Origin of the sequence: Azohydromonas australica DSM 1124 (assembly GCF_000430725.1) — a bacterium.
In the GTDB taxonomy this organism is placed as follows: domain Bacteria; phylum Pseudomonadota; class Gammaproteobacteria; order Burkholderiales; family Burkholderiaceae_C; genus Azohydromonas; species Azohydromonas australica.
In genome coordinates this window covers 1-17,290 of record NZ_KE387211.1, presented here as the reverse complement: position 1 = coordinate 17,290, position 17,290 = coordinate 1, and the positions used below count along the sequence as shown (strand labels likewise).

Genomic DNA, 17,290 nt, shown 5'->3' with positions numbered 1-17,290 from the left:
CCCCATGGAACTGAACGGACGAGTCGAAGGCCATGACGTGCTGGTCATCGAACTGCGCGAGGACAACCTTGACGCCAGCAACGTGCGCGAGTTCCGCGATGCCGTGCAGTCCCTGATGCAGGACCGCACCCGTGTCGTGCTCGACATGGCGGGCGTGAAGTTCGTGGACAGCTCCGGGCTGGGCGCGCTCATCTCCTGCCTGCGCCAGCTCAACGGCCGCAAGGGCGACTTCCGGCTGTGCGAAATGTCACGCACCGTGCGTGCGCTGTTCGAGCTCATGCGCATGCACCGCGTCTTCAGCATCCACGAGACCCGCGCCGAAGCCGTCGCCTCCTTCAGCTGAGCGCGGCGGCAGGCCGGCCTGCCCGCGGCACTGCGCTTGCCCCCGCCCGCTCGGATCACGCTGCCGAGAAGGAGAGGCTGTGGGCAATTCCAGTGACGTGAACGGGCTGGCCGTGCTGCATCTGCGCAGCCCCGGCGGCGCCGAAGCATCCGCGGGGGCCGAGGCGCCCCGCTTCACACGGGCCGAGCTGCTGCCCGGGCGCGCCCTGATGGTGTGGCAGCTGCGCGCCGCACTGCCGGGGCGTGGCGAGGTGGATCTGCTGCATGCGCCGCCGCTGGAGCAGGCGCGGGCCGCGCTCGATGGCGGGCCGCCCGGGCGCAGCGGCAACAACTCGTTCAAGTACGGCGGCGCGTTCCTGCTGCCCTTCGCCAACCGCATCCGCGGCCGCTTCTCCGCGGCGGACCGCACCCTGGACACCACCATCGCCGGCCAGGAGCGGCGCCTGTTTGCGAACGGGGGCGGCCAGGCCCCGGGGGCCGAGCAGTACGCGATCCACGGGCTGATCCTGGACCGGGCGGTGGACGAGCTGGAGCACCTGAGCAGCGCGGACGCCGACACCGCGCGCGCCGTGATCCGCGCCGGGGACTTCGGCGGCTCCTGGCCCTCGGACACGGACGTCGAGCTGCGGTTGCGGCTGGGCGCCACGGCCTTCGAGGTCGACATCACCGCCACGAACGCGGGCGAGGAGGCGCAGCCGATGGGCATCGGCTGGCACCCCTACTTCGCGCTGCCCAGTGGGGCGCGCGAGCAGGCACGGCTGTACCTGCCGGCGCGCACGCGCCTGGAGGTGAACGACTACGACGAGGTGCTGCCCACCGGGCGGCTGCTGCCCGTGGCCGGCACGCCCTACGACTTCTCGGCGCCGGGGGGCGCGGCCCTGGGCGGGCTGTACCTGGACGACTGCTTCGTGGACCTGCAGAAGACCCCGGCGGGCGAGACCGTGGTGGAGCTGATCGACGCGCAGGCGGGCTACGGCCTGCGGGTGGCCACGTCCTCGCCGCAGGTCAGCGCCATCCAGACCTTCGCGCCGCCCGATCGCGCCTTCGTGGTCCTGGAGCCGCAGCTCAACTGGGCCGATCCCTTCGGGCCGCTGTGGAACGAGCCGCGGGGCAAGGGCATGGCGTGGCTGGCGCCGGGCGAGTCCGTGGCGTACCGGGTTCGGCTGAGCCTGTTCCAGCCGGGTCCGCCCTGAGGCGGCTGTGCCGGAGGCTGCCTGCGCCGCGTGAACTTTGCACTCGATGCAGGTTGCGCGAGCCCTGGGCCGCGGCGGCGGCCCGGCCGATCTGGGCTATGGTCAGAGGTTGCCGGCCGTCGCTGCCGGCAGCCTCGCCGCCGCGCCGCCCTCGGGACGGCGCCGGGCCGCCGCCCTTCCCGTCCGATGAATCTCCAACGTCTTCCAGGCGCCTGCGTCGCGCTGTCGTTGAGCCTGTGTGCCGCGGCCTGCACGGCCGGCGTGGTGCTGGACCGCGTGAAGTCCACCGGCACGGTGCGCGTGTGCATCTGGCCCGACTACTACGGCATCACGTTCCGCGACCCGCGCAGCGACGTGCTTTCGGGCATCGACATCGAGCTTTCGGCCGAGCTCGCCCGCACGCTGGGCGCGAAGCTGCAGTACGTCGAGTCCTCCTTCGCCAAGCTCGTCGACAACCTCGCAGGCGACCGCTGCGACGTCGCCATGCATGCCGTGGGCGTGACGCCGCAGCGGGCCAAGGAGCTGAAGTTTTCCCAGCCGTACCTGCAAAGCGACATCTACGGCGTCACCACCCGCACGCACCGTGCGGTGCGGCAGTGGAGCGACATCGACCAGCCTGGGGTGAAGGTGGCGGTACAGGCGGGCACCTTCATGGAGCCGGTGATGGCCGAGGCGCTCAAGCAGGCGCGGCTGGTCGTGATCCGGCCGCCACAGACGCGCGAGCAGGAGCTCGAATCCGGGCGCGTGGACGTGTTCATGACCGACTACCCCTACAGCCGCCGGCTGCTGGACAACGCCGACTGGGCACGCCTGGTGATGCCACCACGGTCCTTCCATCCGCTGCCTTACGCCTACGCCGTCAAGCCCGGCGACGAGGAGTGGCTGGCCGAGGTCGACCGCTTCGTGGCCCAGATCAAGCGCGACGGGCGGCTGGCGGCTGCGGCGCGGCGCTACGGCCTGGGCGAAATCGTGATCACCAGGTAAGCGCGTGCTTCTGTCCCCGCGCTCCCTGCTTCCGCGCCGCGGCCGTTCGCGCACGGCCCGGCCGGCGCCGGCGCCGCCGCCGCAGGCCGATATGCCGCCCCTTGCCGACGCGGAGGACGCCGCGTCCGGCTGGCGTTTCCTGCTGGGCGGCGGCGCTGCCGAGCCCGCCTCGTGGGCGGCCTCGGCGCGCATGCTCAGCGCACGGCGGCGCCAGTTGCGCGCGGCGGTGTGGCTGCTGTGCACGCTGGTGCTGGGCGTGGTGTTCGGGCTGTCCTTGTACGAGCGCGTCGAGTTCCGCCGCGGTGCCATGGTGCAGGCCGAGCTCTACGCCCGCGTCATCGAGGGCCACGCCACGCGCACCATCGGCAGCGTCAGCGGCACGCTGCGGGTGCTCTCGGAGTCCTCGCTGCTGCGCGCGTCCGAGTACGACGCGCATGCCGTGTCGCAGCTGCTGGGCGAGCAGCTGCCGGGGCAGCCCTCGCTGCGCAGCCTCTCGGTGGTGGACACGCAGGGTCGCATCCTCAGCAGCTCCACGGCCTCGGACCTGACGCGGCACGTCGATCTGCTGCGCCTGGTGCGCAGCGGCACCACCGGTGCCAGCGGCATGGCGCGCGAGTGGCTGGGCCCGCTGCTGCCCGTGCGCGACCTGGGTGACCTCAGCCTGAGCCAGCCCCTGACGCTGGGCGCGGTGGCGCTGCCGCTGGTGCGCCGCGTCGATCGCGAGGACGGGCGCGAGCTGTGGCTGGTGGCGCTGCTCAATGGCGACTACTTCGCTACCCAGCACGACCTGGCCGTGGCCGATACCCCGCTGCGCCCGCTGGTGACGGACCTGCAGGGCCAGCTCATCAGCACCAACGAGGCCGAGCTGCGCCCGGGACAGTCGCTGGCCCAGCTGCCGCCCTTCCGCCAGTGGCTGCCGCGGCGCGAGCATGGCAGCTACATCGACCTGGGCAGCGACGGCCAGGTCGCCGTGGGCGCGTTCCGCACCTCGCGCCACTGGCCGCTGGTGGTGCTGGTGGAACAGCCCTACGCGCAGCTGCGCCAGCAGTGGCTGGAGCGCGCCATGATCTTCGGCGTCGTGGGCGTGTGCGTGTGCCTGCTGCTGACGGTGCTGGGCCTGGTGGCCGAGCGCGGCATACGGCGCGAGCGCGCGACGCAGCGCAAGTTGCTGGCCGCGCATGACGAGATCGAGCGCAACCAGGAGCGCTTCCGCGCCACCTTCGAGCAGGCCGCCGTGGGCATGCTCGAACGCAGCCCCGAGGGGCGGCTGCTGCGCGTGAACGCGGCGCTGTGCACGCTGCTGGGCTTCAGCGAGGCCGAGATGCTGGCGCTCAACGCCGAGGCGATGGTGCATCCGGACGACCATGCCACGAGCCTGCTCAACATCCAGCGCCTGTTCAACGGCGAGATCGGCAGCCTCACGCAGGAGAAGCGCTACCGGCGCAAGGACGGGCGCTACGTGTGGGTGCGCCTGAACGCCTCGCTGGCGCGCGCGGCCGATGGCCAGCCCGCGTTCATGCTGGGCATCGTGGAAGACGTGTCGTCGCGGCGCCTGGCGCTCAAGGAGCTGGAGCGCGCGCGCCAGCGCGAGCTGCGCATCGGCGCGCGCATCCAGCAGACGCTGCTGGTGCAGCCGCCCGACCAGCGCGTGCCCGGGCTGTGGCTGAGCACCTTCAACCAGGCCTCGCAGGGCATCGACGGCGACTTCGTGGAATTCCTGCCGCTGGGCGACCGCGGCATCGACATCGTCGTGGGCGACGTCATGGGCAAGGGCGTGAGCGCGGCGCTCATCGGTGCGGCCACCAAGATGCAGATCAGCCGCTGCCTGGCCGAGCTCATGGCCCGGCCCGAGCACCGCGACGAGCTGCCCTCGCCGGCACAGATCGTGGGTGCGGTCAGCCGCGCGCTCACGCCCAACCTGCAGCAGCTCGAAGCCTTCGTGACGCTGTGCCACCTGCGCATCGACAGCCGCGCCGGCAAGCTGACCTGGGTGGGCTGCGGCCACGAGGAGCCCATGCTGGTGTCGGCCCAGGGCTCGCTGCGGCTGCTGTCCAACCAGCACCCGCCGCTGGGCGTGCTCGACGAGGACAGCTTCCAGCAGGACACCATCGACATCGGCCCCGAGGAGGCGCTGTTCATGTGCTCCGACGGCGCCGTGGACGCGTTGCTGCCCGATGGCAGCCGCATGGGACGCGAGCAGATCACGGCCCTGGTGACGGAGCTGCTGCAGTTCGTGCGCACGCCCGCGGCGCTGCTGCACCTGCTGCGCCAGCGGCTGCACAAGCTGGGCGCGGTGTTCAAGGACGACCTGACCATGGCGCTGGCCATGCGCACGCTGGGCGACCCGCTGCGCAGCCGGCGGGAGCTGCCGGCGGAGCTGGAGGCGCTCTATCACGTGCGCGGGCTGGTGGAGTTCCGTGCGCGGCAGGCGGGGCTGGGCGAGGAGGAGGCGTCGCTGTTCGTGGTGGCCTGCGTGGAGGCCTTCACCAACATCGTGCGCCATGGCCGTGGCCGGCCGAGCGACACGCCCATCGAGCTGGTCGTGCGCATCGAGGAGGAGACGCTGGTGGTGGAGCTGGTGCACCTGGGCGAGGCCTTCGATGCGCCCGATCCGTTGCCGCTGGGTGAGCTCGACCACTACCCGGAGGGCGGCTTCGGCATGTACATCATGCATTCGGCCACCGACAAGGTGGAGCACCTGCACGACCGCGGGCTCAACACCGTGCGGCTGACGCATCGGCGTCCGCCCGGACCGTGCCGGCAGATCGCGCCGGAGCCTGCGATGAAGTCCCGGCGCTAGCGCCCGACCCCTGCGCCACGGCCGTCGGCGCAAGTGCAGGCGTCACAGTCTCGCAACGATTTATTACGTCCTCCCTTTCTACAGTGCCTGCCAGTGGCTGGCATGGCGCCGGCCTGTAGTTCCTGGCACGGCGATACGACTTGCGCAAGCTCACCGGCGCGCGTTGGCTGACCGCACCGTGCCGACCATGCCGGTGCCGCGCCGTATCCACCCGTGAGTGCTCCCGTTCTGCTTTCCCCCGCCGGCGTTTCCGTGCCAGCGTCTGCGCCGGCAGCCGCGACCGCGGTCGCGGCCGGGATGGGCAAGGAGGTGCCGAGCAGAGGGGTGCGGATGTCGTTCCGCAGCGCGCTGATCGGCTTCTTCATCTGCCTGGTGCTGGGAGTGTGGTCCTGGGCCGTGATCGAAGCGGGCACGCAGGCGCAGGCCGTGATGGAGCGCGCCCGCTCACGCATGGAGCATCTGGCACGCAACTTCTCCGCGCACACCGAGCTCACGCTGGCGGGGGCGGACCAGGTGCTGCGCTTCGTGCGCCGCGAGTTCCAGCGCGAAGGCTCCCGGATCGACATTGCCGCCAGTCTGCGCCGCGGTGACCTCATCGACGCGCAGAACCACCTGCTGACCGTGGCCGGCGCCGATGGGGAGGTGGTAGATGCGTCGCAGCCTTTCCAGCGCGTCAACCTGCGCGACCGCGAGCATTTTCGCGTGCATACCGAGGGCCGCGCCGACCGGCTGGTCATCAGCCGTCCCGTGGTCGGCCGCATCTCGGGCAAGACCTCCATCCAGATCACCCGCCGCGTGGCCGACGATGACGGGCGCTTCATGGGCGTGGTGGTGGCATCGCTGGCGCCGGAGGTGTTCACGGACTTTAGACGCACGCCCGAGGATGCCGGCGGCGACGTGATGCTCGCGGGCTTCGACGGGGTGGTGCGTGCACGCACGGCGGGCACAGAGCACGAGATCGGCCACAGCATCGGTGGCAGCACGCTGATGGGCGAGGCACTGCGCCAGAGCAGCGGCACGATAGTCGCGCGCTCACCCATCGACGGCCAAGACCGCCTCTACGCCTTCCACACCCTCGATGCCTACGGACTGGTGGCCTTCAGCGGCCTGCGCCTGGACGTGCTGGAGCGCGAGATCCGGGAGCGCCGGATGCAGCTGTTTGCCGTGGCGGCGCTGCTGTCGGCCGTGCTACTGGCGTTCATGGGGCTGCTGCTGCGCGCGGAGCGGCGGCGCCAGGCGCTGGTGGAGCGGCTGCACCGCAGCGAGCAGCAGGCGACCGCAGCCAACGAGATGCGGGGCCGCCTGCTGCGCAGCATCTCGCACCAGCTGCGCACGCCGCTCAACGGGGTACTGAACTACGCCGAACTCATCCGCGACACCTCCACCGACCCGGAGGCACGCGAGTTCGGCGCCATCGTGCATCACAACGCCGAGCACCTGCGTGCGCTGCTGAGCACGCTCATGGAGCTGGCCCGCATCGAGTCCGGGCGCCTGGGGCTGCAGCTGGAGCCGGTGGGGCTGCCCGCGCTGCTGCAGGAGCTGATCCGCGTGCACCAGCCCACGGCCGAGTGCCGTGGCCTGGCGCTGGAAATGCACGTGGACAGTGATGCGGAGCAAAGCATCGTCACCGACCGCTCGCGGCTGCTGCAGCTGCTCAACCACCTGGTGACCAACGCGCTGAAATTCACGGAGCACGGCGTCGTCCGGGTCTCGCTCTCGGCCGAGGACGCCGGCGTGCAGATCCTGGTGGAGGACAGCGGCACCGGCATGGCGCCGGCGCAGCTCGCCACCATCTTCACGCGCTCGGCCGCCGAAGCCGTGGTGGACGACGCGCTGGGCAGCCATAGCCCGGGCCCGGGCCTTGGGCTGCCGCTGGCACGGGAACTCACCGAGCTGCTGGGCGGCTCGCTGCACATCGAGTCGCAGCCCGGCCATGGCACGCGGGCCCGGCTGCGGTTGCCGTCCCAGCGCGCACAAGTGGCCGCCACGGCCTCTGCCTCGACCTTCCGCGTCGGGCCGGCCGGCACGGGGGACACCGAGCCCTGACGCTTTTGATGAACGCAGTACCCGCCGTCCTGGCGGTGAAAGACAAGTTAGTGTTGATGTTCGCCCCCTTTGACGAAGACGCGTCCTCCGCGGCCCGGCCAGGCCGCGCCTGGGTGCTGGTGGGTAACGCCGGGCATGCCGGCCAGCTCAAGGCGGAGCTGGCCGCCGAGGGCTGGGAGGTGGAAGTGGTGCCGGGCAGCGTGCAGGTGCTGCTGCTGCGCCTGTACTGCGAGGCGGCACCGCCGGACGTGCTGGTGTGCAGCCTGGGCCTCGAAGACGGCGACGCGTTCCAGCTGATGCGGCTGCTCGCGGGCGATGCGCATGCGCCGGCGCTGTTCTTCTCCTCGCACCAGCCGCGCGCCATGCTTCACAGCGCACAGGCCATGGCGCGGGCGTGCGGCCTGCAGGTGGCAGGCTGGGTGCAACAGCCCACTGCCAAGGGCGAGGCCGCACTGGCGCTGCGCGCGCATCGGCAAGCCGTCATGTACCCCGCACGGACTGAGGTGCCGGAGCTGACGGTGCGGCAGCTGCAGGCCCTGATCGAGCAGGAGCGGCTGCAGACCTGGTTGCAGCCACAACTGCGCATCGACAGCCGTGAGGTGGTGCGCGTGGAGGCGCTCATGCGCGCCGAGGCCGCGGACGGCACGGTGCTCGGCGACGCCCAGCTCGTGCCCGCGCTGCGGCGGCATCGCCTGCTGGAGGCAGCGCTGCTGGCGCAGGCGCGGCAGACCTGTGCGTTCCTGGCACGGTGCCTGAAGGCGGGACTGGCGCTGTGCGCTTCCATCAACGTGCCGTTGCACGTGCTCGCGAAGCCGGGCTTTTGCGCCGGGCTGCAGCAGGTTGTGCGCGACAGCGGAATCGACCCGTCCGGCATCACCATCGAGATGGCCGAAAGCGATGCGGCCTCGGACCTGGGCACGCTGATCGAGACGGTCTCGCGCTACCGGCTGCTGGGCTTCAGGCTGTGCATCGACGGCTTTGGCAGCGCGCATTCCAGCCTGCTGCAGTTGTCGCAGCTGCCGTTCTCGGAAATCAAGATCGACCGCTCGCTCGTGGCCGGCATCGACGGCGATGCGAGCCGGCAGGCGCTCGTGGCCTGCTGTGCCGGCCTGGCGCACAGCCTGGGCCTGCGCGTGTCGGTCGAAGGCGTGGAGAGCGAGGCGGCGCTGCAAGCGGTCTGGGCGGCCGGCTGCGCCCAGGCGCAGGGCCCCCTGCTGGCGCCCCCCATGCCCATGAAGGCGCTGCGCCAGTGGCTGCGCGGGCGCCGGGTGGCACCGCCGCGCGAGGCGTTGCCGGCGGCTGGCTGAAGGGGTCAGCCGCGCCCGAAGCCGCGCGCCGTGCTGCGCAGCGTGGCGCCGCAGGAGGTGCGGTGCCCGTCGAGGGCCACCGGCAGTCCGCCGATGGTGAAGTTGGGATCACCCTCGGCGATGACGCACACGCCGTGGCCCTTGACGGGGCAGGTGCAGCGGTCGCCCACGCGGGCCACGGGCAGGCCGTCCACGGTGAAGTGCCGGGCGGTGACGGAGACGACCGCGCCGCCGTGGCTGGTCGGGTCGCCGAGTCGGATGACGTCCTTGCTCATGACGGCTGCTTCTCCTTTCTGGTCCCGTTTCGTGCTCAACCCTACGGGCGCGCGCCGCGCGGCCCTGGCGTCCCGTGCCGGAGCTTGCGTGCCGCGAGGGGCTCCGGCGACTGCACGGTAGCAAGCGCCGAGGGCGGCGCGCACGGTCGCTTTCTCCTGGGGGGCCCCGTCGTTTTGTCCTGCCCGGGCGTAGAGTGCCGGCATGGTCCTGCATGAGCTCGTGTTTGCCGATTCCGAAGTGGCTGCCGTCGCGGTGCGTGGCGATGGCTTGTGCGTGCGGTTTTCAGCCGCGCATGTGCGCCGCCTGCTCCGTCCGGCAGGTGCCGGCGCCGACGAGGGCTATGTGCCGGCCCTGGAATTGCATTTCGAGCGGGCGTGCTGGGAGGACGGCGGCCGGCTGCAGGCGTGCATCGGTCCACTGGCGCAGGTGCAATGGTGTGAGGAGACGGCCGGGCCGCGGCGCTCGCTGCCGTTGCCCTACGCCTCGCCCGGCGCCGTCGAGGCGCATTTCGAGTTCAGGAACGGCGAGCGCCTGGCGGTGCGCGCTGCTTCGGCTTGTGTCGAAGCGCCGGACGGGCTGCGCTTCCTGGAGTCCCTCGCCTGCTGAGAAGACCCGCGCGGCTTCAGCCCCGGATGAGCCGCTCCAGCGCCTTGCCGTAGCGCTGCAGCAGCTGCTGCTCCTCGGTACCGAACTCGCGCGGCTCGCGATCCAGCACGCACAGCGTGCCCAGGGCGTGGCCAGCGGCGTCCAGCAGGGGCACGGCCAGGTAGGCGCGCACATGCGGCTCGCCGGTGACCAGCGGGTTGCGGGCGAAGCGCGGGTCAAGCTGCGCGTCGCACACACGCAGCAGGCGGCGCTCGGCCACGGCATGGCTGCAGAAAGCGATGTCGCGTGGCGTCTGCGCGAGCGGCAGGCCCACGCGGGAGAGGAACCACTGGCGATTGCGGTCCACCAGCGACACCGCGGCCATGGGCACCCGCAGCAGCGCCGCCACAGAGCGCGTGATTCGGTCGAAGCATTCGGCGGGTGGGGAGTCGAGCAGTCCGGTGCGCCACAGCGCGGCCAGGCGCTCGGCATCGTCCGGGGGAATGGGCGGCATCAGGGCCCCGCCCGGCTCGGCCAGTTCGTCCATGGTGCGATTGTGACCCGTGGCGCCGCGATGCAGCGATGCGGGTTGCCCGCTCAACGGCATGGCCTTGTCCGAAGGCTACCGTGTTGCCTGACGTGGCGGGCATTCTGCAGCGGTTGGCCCGTCGTATCCTTTGAGGTGATCAAGCCAGCCAGCACTTCAAGATCCGCCGCATGAATACCGATGATGTCTGGGCCGCCCTTCGACGCCTGTGGGCGCCGCCGTCCCAGGCGCCGGTGGACGTGGTCGAGGAGGACACGATTCGCGGCGAGGCCCAGGTGCGCCGCGCGCTGCAGCGGCTCGCCCGCGGCGGCTGCATCCTGTCGCTGCAGGACGAGGCCGGCGCCTTCGACCAGCCGGCCAGGCTGGTGGGGGACCAGGAGGACGGCATGACGCTGCTGCTGCCCACCGGCGCGGACGACGTGCCCGGCCCGATGCCGGCGCTGCTGCACGCCACGGCCTGCTCCGACAAGGGCGTGCTGCTGTTCTCGCTGGAGGAGGCGACGCGGCATGGCCGACGGCTGCAGGCGCCGCTGCCGCGGGAGATCGTGCAAGTGCAGGCGCGGCGCCATTTCCGTGTCACGGGGCTCGGTGGCCAGCATGGCCACGCCGTGCTGGAGCTGCCGGAGCTGGGCAAGGCGCCCCGGCTGCGCAACCTGAGCGAGGAGGGCGTGGCCTTCGAACTGGAGCAGTGCTGCTTGCCCGCCGGCACGGTGGTGCGCAACGCGGTGCTGCGGCTCGATGAGATGACGATCGCCGTGCCGGCGCTCAAGGTGGTGTACTGCCGCACGCACAGTCCGCAGCAGTGCACCGTGGGCGCTCATTTCGAGCAGCTCGACGCCGAGGAGGCGCGGCAGCTGCGGCGCTGGGTCGCGGCGGCCCAGGCGGTGCTGGTGCGCCCGGACTGGAACGATTCCGAGTCGAACACAGCCAGCCCGGACGCAAGGCGCTGAGGCGCGCGGCCGCTTCAGGCTGCGATCTCGATGCGCTCGAAGCGGTAGCCCACCCCGTACACCGGCACGAGCTTCCAGCCCTTGCTGCCGTCCAGGCCGAGCTTCTTGCGCAGGCGGCTGACGTGGGTGTCCACGGTGCGGGTATCGACCTCGGCGTTGAGGCCCCAGATCTTGTTGAGCAGGTGATCGCGCGAGAGCAGCTTGCCGGGGTTTTGGAACAGGTAGGCGCTGAGGTCGAATTCCTTCTGCGTCAGCACCACGGGATCGCCGTCGATGGACAGGCGCTGGCGCTGGATGTCGATCTCGAAGGCACCCAGGCGCAGCACCGGCAGCGCGTTGGAGCGCACGCGCCGCCCCAGCGCCGCCACGCGCGCCAGCAGCTCTGCGGGCTTGGGCGGCTTGACGACGTAGTCGTCCGCGCCGGCCTGCAGCGCCTCCACCACGGTCTCCTCGTCGTCGCGCGCGGTCAGCACGAGGATGGGCGTTTCCCAGCCCAGGTTGCCGCGGGCCCATTGCAGCAGGTCCGCGCCGGTGCCGTCGGGCAGCATCCAGTCGATGAGCAGCATGTCGAAGCGTTCGCGCTTGAGCGCTTCGATGTACTGCGCCACGGTGCCGTAAGCGGCGACGCTGTGTTGCGCGCTCTCCAACCACAGGCGCAAGAGGTCCTGCTGGTCAGGGTCGTCTTCTGCGATGCCGATGTGCATGGAATGTCCGGAACTTCTCGGATTGGAACGAAGCAGGATAGCTCACGCGACTGGGGCCTCTGAGCCCGATTCCAGACGCATACCGGTAGCTTTGCCGACTTCGGCGACTTGCTGCTGTCGCATGCCGGCGGAAGAGTGTTCCGGCGACGCAAAACCACATACAAGTTTCCATCGATCCCAATCCCCCTCTTCCCGAACGCAGTCCGCTCATGCAAGGAAGCACAAGGGCAAATCAGGAAAAACAGGCCCCGGATCTTGGCAAGTTCGGGAGTCGCTAGTCAGGGTTCGGCAGGACGACCGACAGTCGCGTGTATGTTGTAGCTGGTTTCAGTCAAAGAGCCTTGGTTGCGCCGTCTCAGGGCCGGCGCACGGCCAGCAGGCGCTGCGACCAGTACGGCATGCTGAAGCGCTCCAGGCGCACCTGGCCGCCGGTCGAGGGTGCGTGCACGAAGCGGTCGTTGCCGACGAATATCCCGGCATGCGTGACCGTGCGCGAGGCACCGAAGAGCACCAGGTCACCGCTGCGCAGCTCTTCCAGCGGCACGTCGCTGCCCCAGTTCTGCAGCCCGGCGGTGGAACGCGGCGAGGCCACGCCAGCGGCATGGTGGTACACGTGGGCGATGAGCCCGCTGCAGTCGAAGCCCGACTCCGGCGTGTTGCCGCCGTAACGGTACGGCGTGCCGACCAGGCCGAGCGCGTACACCGTGGCATCGCGCGCCTGATCGGCACTGAGTCTGGAAGTGCCCGCCGAGGGCAGCAGCACGCGCGGCGAGCCGGGCACGGCCCTGGAAGAGGAGGAAGGCGCCGGCGTGGTGGCGCAGCCTTGCAGCAGCGCGGCCGCCACGGCCACCACGATCAGTACGGGAGCGGATGAAGCAGGCATGTGGACCATTGTCCCGGTGCGCCCGGGTGCCGGCAACGCGGCCGGTGGCGTCGATGTACGGGCAACTGTCAACGCACGGCCTTCAGTTCCTGAAGTTCTGCGTCACCATGAGTCCGCGGCGCCCGCCGTCGAGGATGCCGATGCCCACGCGCCCGAAACCCGGGCGCAGGATGTTGGCGCGGTGGCCGGGCGAGTTCATCAGCCCGCGGTGGGCCAGCTCCAGCGTCGGCGCCAGCGCGAGGTTCTCCCCCGCCAGCAGGAAGCGCAACCCGCCGCGGCGCATGCGGTCGAACGGGTCAGCGCCTTCGGGCGCGACGTGCGAGAAGTAGCCGCGGGCGAACATGTCGCGCGAGTGGGCCCGCGCCACCTCGGCAGCTTCGGGGTCGGCGCGCAGCGGGCGCAGCCCTTCCTTCTCGCGTTCCCGGTTCACCAGCTCCAGCATGCGCGCCTCCAGCTCGGGGCGCGGGCGCGGATCGCTCACCCGGAACGGCAGCTCGATGCGCTCGTCCGATTCCGGCCGCACCGTCAGCAGGTTGAAGGTGCGGCCGGCGGCCTCGTCGAAGACCGGTCCCAGCCGGGCCTCCACCCACTGCGCCGGCAAGGCCAGCCGCTGCGCCAGGGGGCTGTCGCGCGCCGCCGTGCCCAGGTCGCCAGGCAGCGGCAGGGCCAGGAGCAACAGCACGGCCAGCGTGGCGTCGATCAGCCCGTTGGCCAGCCCCGGCAGCAGGCCCAGCGTGCGATTCAGCTGGTGCACATGCGCCTGCCCCGGCAGGGCCCGCGCCCGGTGCATCAGCAGCCCCCCCAGCAGCAGCCGCACCCCCACGAAGAGCAGCACGAAGGCCAGCGGCCGAGCCCACACCTCGTCCAGCATGGGCTGCAGCAGCGGGGCCACGCGCGCGTAGCCCCACAACGCCGCCGCTAGTGCCGCGCTCAGGGCCACCAGCTCCAGCGCGGACACGATGAAGCCGCGACGCCAGCCGCCCCACGCGCCCAGCAGCAGGATGAGGCCCAGCAGGAGATCGATAAGGTTCGGGGCCGGCATGGTGCGCTTGTGAAGGCTGGAAGACTGCGGCAAGGCTTGCGCCGCGTAGGCAGGCACCGTGCCCGGCGCGTGCCGATCCGGTGCCGCCACGAAGCTGGGCATAAGGCTTGCCGCGACCGGGACCCGCCACCGCCCAGCCGGGCGGCCCGAGTTCCTGCCCAGACGGAGAAGCATCCCGTGGATTTCGGCTATCCCCGACCGCAGCTGCAGCGCAAGCAATGGCAGTCCCTCAACGGCCCATGGCGCTTCTGCTGGGATGACGAGGGCCGCTACGCCTCGCCGACCGACATCAGCGATTGGCCAATGCAGATCCAGGTGCCGTACCCGCCGGAGTCCGCGGCCAGCGGCATCGGCGACCGCGGCTTCCACAAGAGCTGCTGGTACGAGCGCGAGGTGGACGTCGCGCCCGGCAACGACCGCGTGATCCTGCGTTTCGGCGCCGTGGACTACCAGGCCCGTGTCTGGGTCAACGGCCGCCTGGCCGTCATGCACGAGGGCGGCCACACGCCCTTCTCGGCCGACATCACGCGCATGCTCGCCGCCGACGGCCGCCAGCGCATCACGGTGCAGGTCATCGACGACCCGCACGAGCTCACCAAGCCGCGCGGCAAGCAGGACTGGCAGCTGGAGCCGCACTCCATCTGGTACCCGCGCACCACCGGCATCTGGCAGACGGTGTGGATCGAGCGCGTGGGGCGCGTCTACGTCGACAAGATCCGCTGGACCCCGAAGGTCGAGGGCTACATGATCGGCTTCGAGGCCCGCATCGTCGGCGACGAGCTCGGAGACGACCTCTCGGTCGAGGTCGAGCTCAGCCACGGCGAGCGGCTGCTGGCGCGCGACCGCTACCGCGTGGTGCAGCACGAGGTGGACCGCTTCGTGGTGCTGTCGGACCCGGGCATCGACGACTACCGCAACGAGCTGCTGTGGAGCCCCGAGCGGCCCACGCTCATCGACGCGCGCATCCGGCTGCTGCACGGCGATACGGTTGTCGACGAGTTCGCCTCCTACACCGCGCTGCGCACCGTCACGATCCTGCGCGACCGTTTCATGCTCAACGGCCGGCCCTACAACCTGCGCCTGGTGCTGGACCAGGGCTACTGGCCCGACACGCTGCTGGCCGCGCCCAACGACGCGGCGCTCAAGCGCGACGTGGAGCTGGCCAAGGCCATGGGCTTCAACGGCGTGCGCAAGCACCAGAAGATCGAGGACCCGCGCTACCTGTACTGGGCCGACCGGCTGGGACTGCTGGTGTGGGAGGAAATGCCCTCGCCCTACCGCTTCACGCGCACTGCCATCAAGCGGCTCATCCGCGAGTGGACGGAGGCGATCGACCGCGACTACAGCCACCCCTGCGTCATCGTATGGGTGCCCTTCAACGAGAGCTGGGGCGTGCCTGACCTCACCGCCGTGCGCGAGCACCGCCACGCGGTGGAGGCGCTCTACCACCTGACCAAGACGCTGGACGCCACGCGCCCGGTGATCGGCAACGACGGCTGGGAATCGAGCGCCACGGACATCATCGGCATCCACGACTACGACGCCAACCTCGACCATATCCGCCTGCGCTACGGCGGCGAGAACAAGACCGACCAGCTCTTCGACCGGCGCCGCCCCGGCGGGCGCATTCTCACGCTGGACGGCTATCCGCACCGCGGCCAGCCGATCATGCTCACGGAGTTCGGCGGCATCCGCTTCATCAAGAAGCCCGAGGCCGGCGTGACTTCCACCTGGGGCTACAGCTCGGCCATGGACGAGGAAACTTTCGCGCGCCAGTACGAGGCGCTGCTGCACACCATCATCCACACGGCGCTGTTCAGCGGCTTCTGCTACACGCAGTTCGCCGACACCTTCCAGGAAGCCAACGGGCTGCTGACGGCCGACCGCACGCCCAAGATCCCGGTCGAGCGCATCGCGGCGGCGACGAAAATCTCCGCCACCCACATCCCCGGCGTAGTGTGAGCGCCGCCGGCTGCTACTTCGCCATGGACGCGCTGCCGGAGGACAAAGCGACGAAGCTGCATCAAATGCAAGCGAGGTTCTGATGACCACTTTCCAAGACGTCTTCGGCAGCCGCCCCGAGGTCTACGCGCGCGCCCCGGGCCGCGTGAATCTGCTGGGCGAGCACACCGACTACAACGATGGCTTCGTGCTGCCCATCGCCATCCCGCAAAGCACGCGCGTGGCGATGCGGCGCAGCGCCGGCGCCAGGAGCCGGGTGCATGCCGTGGCCTACGACCGCACGGTGGAGTTCGCACCCGGTACTGACGCGCCCGCGGGCGAGGACAACCCCTTCGCGCGCTACGTCAGCGGCACGCTGATCGAGGCCGCGCACGAGGGCTTCCAGGTGCCGGCCCTGGACATCCTGGTGGCGTCGGACGTGCCCATCGGGGTGGGACTGTCCTCCAGCGCGGCGCTGGAGGTCGCGGTGCTGCGCGCGCTGCGCGAGCTGCTGGAGCTGGACCTGGACGACGTGCGCATCGCGCAGGTGGCGCAGCGGGCGGAGATCGAGCATGCCGGCGTGCGCTGCGGGATCATGGACCAGATGGCGTCCAGCCTGGCCGACACGCGCAGCGCGCTGTTCCTGGACACGCGCACGCTGCGCCGCCAGCTGATACCGCTGCCCGAAGGCAGCTCGGTGCTGGTGATGGACTCGGGCGTCGCTCGCTCGCTGGCCACCAGTGGCTACAACCAGCGCCGGGCCGAGTGCGAAGCCGCCGCCGCGGCGCTGGGGGTGCCGGCACTGCGCGACGTGGAATACGTTTCGGCCGTGGAGCAGCTTGGCGACGAGACGTTGCGCCGCCGCGCGCGGCATGTGGTGAGTGAGAACCAGCGCGTGCTGTCAGCCGCGGCGGGCTGCGACGCACGCGGCTTCGGCACGCTGATGAACGCCTCGCACGCGAGCCTGCGCGACGACTACGAGGTCTCAGTTCCCGAGGTGGACCGCTTGGTGGAACTGCTGCAGCAGCACCCGGCCGTGTTCGGCGCGCGCATGACTGGCGCAGGCTGGGGCGGCGCCTGCGTGGCGCTGTGCCAAGCCGGGATGCAGGAAGATGTGGCGCGCACGGTGCTGCCGGCGTACGCGGCGAGCGGCGGTCGCGGGCGAGCGCTGGTACCAGAATTCGAAGACAAGGAGGGGCGCTGACTGAAACGCTATCCCGTGCTCACAGGCGCCTGATGCAGTGCCTGAATTGCGGAAGCGTTTTGACGGATTTCCAAGCCCAAAAGCAAAACGCCCCGACCATATGTTGGTCGGGGCGTTTGCTTCAGATATTAGCCTGACGATGTCCTACTTTCACACGGGAATCCGCACTATCATCGGCGCTGAGGTGTTTCACGATCCTGTTCGGGATGGGAAGGGGTGGGACCACCTCGCTATGGTCATCAGGCTTGAACTTTTTGCCCAACTGCTTCGTTCAGCAGTTGAGCCAATTCACAGAGTCTATCAGCTTTATTGATTGCGTCGCCGTCTTGGGGCAACAACTTCAAATTCTCGTCTTTGACTGCTTCGTCAAAGTTATAGGGTCAAGCCTCACGGGCAATTAGTACTGGTCAGCTTAACGCGTTACCGCGCTTCCACACCCAGCCTATCAACGTCCTGGTCTCGAACGACCCTTCAGGGGGCTCAAGG

15 protein-coding genes and 2 rRNA genes are annotated in these 17,290 nt (G+C 70.4%); 10 read left to right on the top strand and 7 right to left on the bottom strand.

Going from position 1 to position 17,290, the window contains the following annotated elements; all coding sequences use genetic code 11:
• Positions 1-4 precede the first annotated feature (4 nt).
• The 6 genes from H537_RS0132545 to H537_RS49930 all read left to right on the top strand — a co-directional run bounded on the left by H537_RS0132545 (position 5) and on the right by H537_RS49930 (position 8,672).
• The gene (locus tag H537_RS0132545; RefSeq protein ID WP_043461086.1) at positions 5-343 is read left to right on the top strand and encodes an STAS domain-containing protein; all 339 of its coding nucleotides are present in this window, start codon (positions 5-7) and stop codon (positions 341-343) included.
• 79 nt (positions 344-422) lie between these two features.
• Positions 423-1,535, top strand: a complete 1,113-nt coding sequence (locus tag H537_RS49935) for an aldose 1-epimerase (protein WP_051243969.1) — start codon at positions 423-425, stop codon at positions 1,533-1,535.
• 186 nt (positions 1,536-1,721) lie between these two features.
• Positions 1,722-2,519, top strand: a complete 798-nt coding sequence (locus H537_RS46820; RefSeq protein ID WP_043461084.1) for an ABC transporter substrate-binding protein — start codon at positions 1,722-1,724, stop codon at positions 2,517-2,519.
• A 91-nt stretch (positions 2,520-2,610) separates the two neighbouring features.
• Positions 2,611-5,319 (top strand): SpoIIE family protein phosphatase, encoded by a 2,709-nt coding sequence (locus tag H537_RS0132530; RefSeq protein ID WP_029001220.1) that lies wholly within the window; start codon positions 2,611-2,613, stop codon positions 5,317-5,319.
• Positions 5,320-5,649: 330 nt separating this feature from the next.
• Entirely contained in the window at positions 5,650-7,365 is a 1,716-nt protein-coding gene (locus H537_RS0132525; protein ID WP_029001219.1) for a sensor histidine kinase, read from the top strand.
• A 56-nt stretch (positions 7,366-7,421) separates the two neighbouring features.
• Entirely contained in the window at positions 7,422-8,672 is a 1,251-nt protein-coding gene (locus tag H537_RS49930; protein ID WP_051243966.1) for an EAL domain-containing response regulator, read from the top strand.
• A gap of 5 nt (positions 8,673-8,677) precedes the next feature.
• Here H537_RS49930 and H537_RS0132515 read toward each other — a convergent pair whose 3' ends face one another.
• Positions 8,678-8,947 carry a PAAR domain-containing protein gene (locus tag H537_RS0132515; protein WP_029001218.1) on the bottom strand — a complete coding sequence of 90 codons (270 nt, stop codon included), beginning with the start codon at positions 8,945-8,947 and terminating at the stop codon, positions 8,678-8,680.
• Positions 8,948-9,149: 202 nt separating this feature from the next.
• On the opposite strand from H537_RS0132515, the gene H537_RS0132510 reads away from it, so the two are divergent.
• Complete coding sequence (locus H537_RS0132510) at positions 9,150-9,554, top strand: hypothetical protein (protein ID WP_029001217.1); 405 nt, start codon at positions 9,150-9,152, stop codon at positions 9,552-9,554.
• A gap of 16 nt (positions 9,555-9,570) precedes the next feature.
• On the opposite strand, the gene H537_RS46810 is transcribed toward H537_RS0132510, so the two are convergent.
• The gene (locus H537_RS46810) at positions 9,571-10,080 is read right to left on the bottom strand and encodes a GAF domain-containing protein (RefSeq protein WP_238446893.1); all 510 of its coding nucleotides are present in this window, start codon (positions 10,078-10,080) and stop codon (positions 9,571-9,573) included.
• Positions 10,081-10,250: 170 nt separating this feature from the next.
• Between H537_RS46810 and H537_RS0132500 the strand changes: the two genes are divergently transcribed.
• A complete protein-coding gene (locus H537_RS0132500; protein ID WP_029001216.1) occupies positions 10,251-11,030 on the top strand; it encodes a PilZ domain-containing protein in 780 nt (259 codons plus the stop codon).
• 14 nt (positions 11,031-11,044) lie between these two features.
• Here H537_RS0132500 and H537_RS0132495 read toward each other — a convergent pair whose 3' ends face one another.
• From H537_RS0132495 to H537_RS0132485, 3 genes are all read right to left on the bottom strand, one after another.
• Positions 11,045-11,734: a response regulator transcription factor gene (locus tag H537_RS0132495; RefSeq protein WP_029001215.1), complete on the bottom strand. Its 690-nt coding sequence runs from the start codon at positions 11,732-11,734 to the stop codon at positions 11,045-11,047.
• 355 nt (positions 11,735-12,089) lie between these two features.
• The gene (locus H537_RS0132490; protein ID WP_029001214.1) at positions 12,090-12,617 is read right to left on the bottom strand and encodes a C40 family peptidase; all 528 of its coding nucleotides are present in this window, start codon (positions 12,615-12,617) and stop codon (positions 12,090-12,092) included.
• An 82-nt stretch (positions 12,618-12,699) separates the two neighbouring features.
• The gene (locus tag H537_RS0132485) at positions 12,700-13,659 is read right to left on the bottom strand and encodes a CvpA family protein (protein ID WP_029001213.1); all 960 of its coding nucleotides are present in this window, start codon (positions 13,657-13,659) and stop codon (positions 12,700-12,702) included.
• A 177-nt stretch (positions 13,660-13,836) separates the two neighbouring features.
• Between H537_RS0132485 and H537_RS0132480 the strand changes: the two genes are divergently transcribed.
• Both H537_RS0132480 and galK read left to right on the top strand, forming a co-directional pair.
• Complete coding sequence (locus H537_RS0132480; protein ID WP_029001212.1) at positions 13,837-15,621, top strand: glycoside hydrolase family 2 protein; 1,785 nt, start codon at positions 13,837-13,839, stop codon at positions 15,619-15,621.
• An 82-nt stretch (positions 15,622-15,703) separates the two neighbouring features.
• The gene (gene galK / locus H537_RS0132470) at positions 15,704-16,804 is read left to right on the top strand and encodes a galactokinase (protein WP_029001211.1); all 1,101 of its coding nucleotides are present in this window, start codon (positions 15,704-15,706) and stop codon (positions 16,802-16,804) included.
• Positions 16,805-16,935: 131 nt separating this feature from the next.
• Here the strand turns inward: galK and rrf are convergent.
• Both rrf and H537_RS0132460 read right to left on the bottom strand, forming a co-directional pair.
• Positions 16,936-17,048 (bottom strand): 5S ribosomal RNA (rrf, locus tag H537_RS0132465).
• A gap of 132 nt (positions 17,049-17,180) precedes the next feature.
• A 23S ribosomal RNA gene (locus H537_RS0132460) occupies positions 17,181-17,290 on the bottom strand; the annotation flags it as partial.